The sequence below is a fragment of the Curtobacterium sp. MCBA15_016 genome, from assembly GCF_001865105.1.
Lineage (GTDB): Bacteria > Actinomycetota > Actinomycetes > Actinomycetales > Microbacteriaceae > Curtobacterium.
Genome location: NZ_MJGR01000018.1, coordinates 123,304 through 129,411, shown reverse-complemented (window position 1 = coordinate 129,411; position 6,108 = coordinate 123,304). Strand labels below are relative to the sequence as shown.

Here is a 6,108-nt window from a genome sequence, read left to right as displayed (position 1 = left end):
GCGCCTCCAGTCCGTCACCGGTCCGTCGCGGGGGCCGCGTCGTCGACGACCGCGAGGCCGTTCAGGGTGCGGGGGTACCCGATGAACGGCACCAGGACGGTGAGCACGTCGAGCAGGTCCCGGCGGTGGTTGCCGACGGCGAGGTTGCCGGCGACGTGCCCGCGGACCTGCGCGTCGGCGCCACCGAGCGCGACGAGCATCGCGAAGGTGACGAGCTCGCGGGTCCGGAGGTCCAGCCCGCCGCGGGCCACCGTGTCGCCGAAGCAGTTGCCGGAGAGGAACCGCTGGAAGTGCACCGTGTCGGGCGACGCGGCGTCGTACATGTGGTCGACCCGGTCGGCGCCGACGAGCCGTCCCTGCACCTCGCGCCCGCGGGCCAGTCGCGTGTCGGGGTCGGTCGTGCGCTGATCCGGCAGGGGGAGCGCGACGCCGCGGGCGACGAGCGCGTCGTCGGTGATCGTGAGGAAGTCGACGGTGCGGGCGAAGCCGACGTAGGCGACGGCCTGGTAGACGACCTCCTTCGCCTCGACGGGGGTGACCTCGTTCGCGAGCGCTGCTCCGAGGAGGACCGCGAACTCGGTGTGCGCACCGACGGCGATCGTCGCGCCGAGCTGGACGAGGAGTCGGTCGTGCCGGGTGATCGCGACGTCGCGCAGGGTCTCGTCGAGGGCGAAGTCCGCGAAGGACGCCGCGAACCCCGGGTCGGTCTCGGCGAGGGTCGAGGTGTGGTCCGGGAAGAGCTGGGCGTGCTCGCGCTGGGCTGCTGGGTTCGCTGGCATGCCCTCGACGCTAGGACCGGGGTCGCTTCCGTGGGAGGGGACGCTGGGACACCCTCCGGCAGGGCACCCCTCCGCGAGCGCGAGCGGGCCGCCTGGGGCTCAGGACGACGGTCCGGCGACGACCCGGCGGTCGCGCACGGCCCAGGGCAGCAGGAGCCCGGCGAGCACCCCGCCCCCGAGGTCGGCGGCCAGGTCCCCGATGGTGTCCTCGTACCCGACGTAGATGGTCGGGTCGAGGAAGGTGTGCCCGAGGAACTCGAACATCTCCCAGACGGATCCGATCGCGAGCGACAGCACGCCGGCGACGACGACCGCCTGGGCCCGACCGACCCGGTCGCCCGTGCGCAGGACTCCGGTGTCGCTCGCGATCACCCAGAGCACCGCGGTCAACGCGGCGAGCAGCACGAAGTGCACGACCTTGTCCCACAGGAACACCGAGGTGTACCAGCCGAGGACGCTGCTCCACCCGGCGACGAGCGCCAGTGCGCACACGGCGGTGTCGACGGCCGGTCGGAGTCCGAGCACGCGGGGGACGACGACCCCGAGCAAAGCGAGCAGGAGCACGGCGAACGCGATCCAGCCCCACCCGATCGTGGCGACCGGCAGGCTCACCAGCGTCACCGCACGGACGGCGTCGGCGACGACCTCGGCGCCGCGGGGTCGGCGGAGGAACGTCGCACCGAGCCGGTCGATCACGCGGTGGTCCGCGGTGGTCGTGGTCACGCTGCCTCCCACCGGAGCACGGCCTGCACGGCGGCGTGGTCGGACGGCCACACCCCGCTCGGTCGGCGCGTCGACACGGCCGCCGCCGACACGGAGGCACGCACCCCGTCGGCGCCGCGGGCCAGGATCCAGTCGATCCGGCGTCCGCCCCGCCGGGGAACGCGGTACCCGAGGTGCGTGCCCCACTGCTCGGACGCGTGCGAGGCCGCCGCCGTCCAGGTGTCCGCGAGCCCCGCGTCGGTGAGGACCCGGTGCGGAGCACTGTCGGCGGGGGCGTTCGCGTCGCCGAGCACGACGACCGGGAGCCCGGCCTCGTCTGCCCACCGGACGAGGAGCTCCGCCGACCGCCGACGTGCCAGGGGCGATGCGACGTCGAGGTGCACGGACACGGCGAGGAAGCGCGTGCCGGTGACGCGGTCCTCGAGCTGGAGGCCGACGGCGATCCGGGGGAACAGGGTGCCCCACGACCGGCTCCCGATCCGCTCCGGCCGTCGGGACAGCGCCCGGACGTGCTCACCGGTGACCCGCAGACGGTCGGTGTCGACGAGCATCCCGACGCGCTCCCCGTCGCCACGGCGCCCGCGACCCCGGAGCACCGCGGTCCACCGGGGCTGCAACCGTTCCGTGAGCCAGCGCTCCTGGTCGGGCAGGACCTCCTGCAGGGCGGCGAGGTGCGGGGACTCGGACCCGAGCAGCTCGAGCACGGCATCGCGGCGGTGCGTCCAGGCGTCGGGGTGGTCGGTCCGACGGTGCGGGACGCGTCGGCGGACGTTGAGGGTCAGGACGTGCAGGTCCGGGGCGGACCGCGGCCCGACGAGCGGGGAGTCGCTCACGACGCCGGCACCTCCTCGAGCGGTTCCACGACGTCCGGCCCGGGGACGCGCTCGGCCACGGCACCGGGCACGGCACGGGGCGTCGCCCAGCAGCGCCGCACGGCCCGGACGACCGGAAGGATCCGGAACCCGCCGAGCGCCAGTGTCCGGAGCGCCTTCCGCGTGCGCACGACCAGGCCGGGCAGGTCGCGGACGGGCTCGCCCGACACGGACATCACGAGGGACCGGTCGAGGACCACCGGCCACGCGGGATCGAGCTGCACGGACAGGTCGACGTCGTCGTGGACGTCGGCGTCGTACCGGTGCACGCGGGACCGGACGGCCTCCCAGGCGCGGCGTCGGATGACCAGGTTCGAACCGAACAACGGCGGCCGCCACAGCGCCGCCGTCATCAGGGCGAAGTAGGCGCGCATGTACGCCACGTGCCAGAACGCCCGTTCCAGACGACCGAGCCCGCGGAACTCGCCCGGTCCGGTCACCGCCACGACGCGGTCGTCGTCGAAGTGCCGGAGCGCTCGCTCGAGCCAGTCCGGACCCGGGCAGGAGTCCGAGTCCAGCCGGGCGATCAGGGTGCCCGTCGCCGCGTCGTAGCCCCGGGACGCCGCCGCGGCGATCGCCCGGACGGGTTCGTGCAGCAAGCGGGCACCGGCCTGGGAAGCGACGGCCACGCTGTCGTCCGAGCTGCCGTTGTCGACGACGACCACCTCGTCGGGCAGCCGCGTCTGGCGAGCCAACGCCGCGAGGCACCGGCGGAGCTGGTCCGCGTCGTCGAGGACCGGCACGACGACGGTGACGGTGTCGGGGCGGCGCATGCGACCACCCAACCAGGCCGTGCTCCGACCGCGCCCAGCGCTGCGGGCCGGCACCGCGCCTCCTGGCCGCCCCTACTCCACGTCGACGTCCCGCTTCCCGCGCCGGACGATGAGCGGATCGGGCCGGCCGATCACGTCCACCGCCTTGTCCGGGTAGTCGAACTGCGTGAGGAAGTACCGCATCGCGTTCAGACGAGCGCGCTTCTTGTCGTTCGACCGGACGATCGTCCACGGTGCGTACCGCTTGCTCGTCCGGGCGAACATGGCGGTCTTCGCCTCGGTGTACTCGTCCCACCGGTCGAGCGAGAGCAGGTCGATGTCGGACAGCTTCCAGCGCCGCACGGGGTCGAGCTGCCGGATGGCGAACCGGGTGCGCTGCTCGCGGCGGGTGACCGAGAACCAGAACTTCGTGAGGTGGATGCCGGAGTCGACGAGCATCCGCTCGAACTGCGGTACCTGCGTCATGAAGGACTCGTACTCGTCGTCGGAGCAGAACCCCATCACCCGCTCGACGCCGGCACGGTTGTACCAGGAGCGGTCGAACAGGACCATCTCGCCCGCCGACGGCAGGTACTGCACGTAGCGCTGGAAGTACCACTCGCCGCGCTCGCGTTCGCTCGGCTTGCTCAGCGCGACGACGCGGGAGGTCCGGGGGTTGAGGTGCTCCGTGAACCGCTTGATGGTGCCGCCCTTGCCCGCGGCGTCGCGACCCTCGAAGAGCACGACGGCCTTCTGCCCGGTGTCCTCGAGCCAGTACTGGCACTTCAGCAGCTCGATCTGCAGGTGGTACTTCTGGTATTCGTACTCCTCGCGGCCGAGGCGTTCGTCGTACGGGTAGTCGTCGCGCCAGGTCAGGACCGGGTTGCCGTACGGGTCGATGAGGTCCGGGTCGGCGGTGTGCCCGTCCGCGACGCTGTAGCCCTCGGTCCGGAGCTGCTCGATGTACTCCCGGATGGGCTGCGAGTACTGGGCCTTGTCCACGGGTCCTCCTCGTCGGTGTGCTGCACCCCCATCCTGGCGTGCGCTTCCCGGCCGCGTCCGCAGGGACACCGGACAAACTTCCGTCAGGGCTGTACGTTCACAGTGAGGTCGCTGGACGCGATCGGGGCAGAAGGAGCAAGCATGTCAGGAACAACCCGGTCGGGACGTCCGACCACCGTCACCGTCTCGTTCGTCATCTGGCTGGTGGTCGTCCTTGCGAACATCATCCAGGGCATCATCGGTCTCGTCTCCGGCGGCGGCGCCTCGGCTGCGCAGGGTGTCGGCACGGCTCCGCTCATCGGCGGTGCGATCTTCGCCTTCATCCTCGCGATCATCGAGCTGATCATCGTCTTCAAGATGCGCGACGGCCGCAACTGGGCGCGCATCGTCTTGCTCGTGCTCGCCATCCTGCAGGTGATCGGCGTCGGCGTGGGTGCCGCGTCCGGCGGCAACGCCTTCGGCTGGATCGGTGGCATCGCGGTCATCGTCGCGACCATCCTCATGTTCGTCGGTGGCGCGAACGGCTACTTCCGCCGTCGCTGACGACCGGAGTGCGGGTCGCGACGCGACCCGATGACGGACGGGAGGCGCGGTGTCGGCTGGCACCGCGCCTCCCGTCCGTCTGCGGTCCGGTCCGTTCGCGGTCGCGTCCGTTCGCGGTGGCGTCCGTCTGCGGTCCGGTCCGTTCGCGGTTTCGTCCGCGAGAGGATGGCCGGGTGCGCACCGCGACCGACCTCCTCGACGCCCTCGTCCGTCACGTCGACGACACCGGCTTCGCCGCCCACGGCCTCCACGTCCTCGTCGGGGACGACGCCGCCGAGCACCACTGGACGCCCGACGTCCGGCGCGAGGTCCACTCCGTCGCCAAGGGGATCGCGGTCCTCGCCACCGGGATCGCCGCCGACGACGGACTCGTCGACGTGGACGTCCCGGTGTCGACCCTCCTGCCCGCCGTCCGCTTCGGGGCGGGCACGGACGCGGTCACGCTCCGGCACCTGCTCACCATGACGAGCGGTGTCGACATGCCGTGGTCCGAGACGGAGCTCACCGACTGGCCGGACCTCGCGGCCGAGTTCCTCGGGCGCCCCTCGCGCGGCCGGGTGTTCCAGTACGCGAACGCGAGCACGTACACGGCGATGCGGGTCCTCGAGACCCGGGTCGGCGACGTGGGCGCGTTCGTCGCCCGGCGGTTGTTCGACCCGCTCGGCATCGAGGACGTGCCGTGGGCACGCTGCCCGAACGGGTACGTCGTCGGCGGCGAGGGCCTGGCGCTGCGCACCGGCGAACTCGCACGGATCGGCCGACTGGTGCGCGACCGCGGGGAGTCCGCGGGGCGACGCATCGTGGGCGCACGCTGGTGCGACGCGATGCACACCGACTGGGTCGAACGCGACGGCACGGGCCCCGGCTACGAGCGGTACGCGATGGCGGGGTGGGGCGGCCCCGGCCGACTCTGGCGGCTGCACGGCGCGTACGGGCAGATGCTGCTCTTCGACGGCGACACGGTCGTCACCGTGACGGCGGACGACCACTTCGGAGCGGACGCCTTCGCGGCGGTCGTCGCGACGGAGTTGGAGTCGGAGGAACGGGCCGACCGGGCCTGAACGCCGCAGGCCGAGGGGCGAGGGCCGCGGGCCGAGGGTCGAGGGCCGGGGTCAGTGGCGCCGTCGGCTCGAGATCAGGCCGCCGAAGACCAGCACCACCGCCACGCAGAAGACGATCAGTCCCGCGGGGTCGAAGCCGTCGAAATTCATGGTTCCTCCTGGAGTCCTGTCCCGACGGTACGACCGCGTTCCTCGACGTGCGCGGTGTCCGGCGCCCCCGGGCATTCCGGCCCGCACAGGTTCCTCCGGCGGAGGCGGGTTCGTCCGGGGAACGTACCCGATCCCGCCGGAGTGCGCATGTGCGCCCGCTGCGAGCGCTCCGGCCGAACGGGTGCGATGATGATCCGCGGCCGTCGCCCGACGGCGAAGACGCCGT

At 72.6% G+C, this 6,108-nt stretch carries 7 protein-coding genes; 2 read left to right on the top strand and 5 right to left on the bottom strand.

Annotation, left to right across the window (positions count from 1 at the left end):
• Window positions 1–14 precede the first annotated feature (14 nt).
• The 5 genes from BIV03_RS08475 to ppk2 all read right to left on the bottom strand — a co-directional run bounded on the left by BIV03_RS08475 (window position 15) and on the right by ppk2 (window position 4,128).
• Window positions 15–779 (bottom strand): carboxymuconolactone decarboxylase family protein, encoded by a 765-nt coding sequence (locus BIV03_RS08475; protein ID WP_071295334.1) that lies wholly within the window; start codon window positions 777–779, stop codon window positions 15–17.
• A 99-nt stretch (window positions 780–878) separates the two neighbouring features.
• Complete coding sequence (locus tag BIV03_RS08470; protein ID WP_139201909.1) at window positions 879–1,502, bottom strand: hypothetical protein; 624 nt, start codon at window positions 1,500–1,502, stop codon at window positions 879–881.
• A complete protein-coding gene (locus BIV03_RS08465; protein WP_071295333.1) occupies window positions 1,499–2,335 on the bottom strand; it encodes an endonuclease/exonuclease/phosphatase family protein in 837 nt (278 codons plus the stop codon). Before BIV03_RS08465 ends, BIV03_RS08470 begins: the two co-directional genes overlap by 4 nt.
• On the bottom strand, window positions 2,332–3,147 hold the full coding sequence (locus BIV03_RS08460) for a glycosyltransferase family 2 protein (RefSeq protein ID WP_071295332.1): 816 nt from the start codon (window positions 3,145–3,147) through the stop codon (window positions 2,332–2,334). Before BIV03_RS08460 ends, BIV03_RS08465 begins: the two co-directional genes overlap by 4 nt.
• A 72-nt stretch (window positions 3,148–3,219) precedes the next feature.
• Window positions 3,220–4,128, bottom strand: a complete 909-nt coding sequence (gene ppk2, locus BIV03_RS08455; RefSeq protein ID WP_070416884.1) for a polyphosphate kinase 2 — start codon at window positions 4,126–4,128, stop codon at window positions 3,220–3,222.
• Between the two features lie 141 nt (window positions 4,129–4,269).
• Between ppk2 and BIV03_RS08450 the strand changes: the two genes are divergently transcribed.
• Window positions 4,270–4,671 (top strand): hypothetical protein, encoded by a 402-nt coding sequence (locus tag BIV03_RS08450; protein ID WP_071295331.1) that lies wholly within the window; start codon window positions 4,270–4,272, stop codon window positions 4,669–4,671.
• 173 nt (window positions 4,672–4,844) lie between these two features.
• On the top strand, window positions 4,845–5,732 hold the full coding sequence (locus BIV03_RS08445; protein WP_071295330.1) for a serine hydrolase: 888 nt from the start codon (window positions 4,845–4,847) through the stop codon (window positions 5,730–5,732).
• Window positions 5,733–6,108: the final 376 nt, after the last annotated feature.